The sequence below is a fragment of the Apilactobacillus apinorum genome (assembly GCF_001281175.1).
Lineage (GTDB): Bacteria > Bacillota > Bacilli > Lactobacillales > Lactobacillaceae > Apilactobacillus > Apilactobacillus apinorum.
On the sequence record NZ_KQ440398.1, the window covers coordinates 1,004 to 1,501 of the forward strand.

1 rRNA gene (running past both ends of the window) is annotated in these 498 nt (G+C 52.0%); it reads left to right on the top strand.

The window, feature by feature from the left end:
- A 16S ribosomal RNA gene (locus tag RZ74_RS06815) occupies nt 1-498 on the top strand (its annotated part extends past both window edges: 1,003 nt to the left, 340 nt to the right); the annotation flags it as partial.

Genomic DNA, 498 nt, shown 5'->3' on the forward strand with positions numbered 1-498 from the left:
TTTCCGCCCTTCAGTGCCGCAGCTAACGCATTAAGTATTCCGCCTGGGGAGTACGACCGCAAGGTTGAAACTCAAAGGAATTGACGGGGGCCCGCACAAGTGGTGGAGCATGTGGTTTAATTCGATGCTACGCGAAGAACCTTACCAGCTCTTGACATCTTCTGCCAACCTAAGAGATTAGGCGTTCCCTTCGGGGACAGAATGACAGGTGGTGCATGGTTGTCGTCAGCTCGTGTCGTGAGATGTTGGGTTAAGTCCCGCAACGAGCGCAACCCTTATTATTAGTTGCCAGCATTTAGTTGGGCACTCTAGTGAGACTGCCGGTGATAAACCGGAGGAAGGTGGGGATGACGTCAAATCATCATGCCCCTTATGAGCTGGGCTACACACGTGCTACAATGGATGGTACAACGAGTCGCGAAACCGCGAGGTCAAGCTAATCTCTTAAAGCCATTCTCAGTTCGGATTGCAGGCTGCAACTCGCCTGCATGAAGTTGG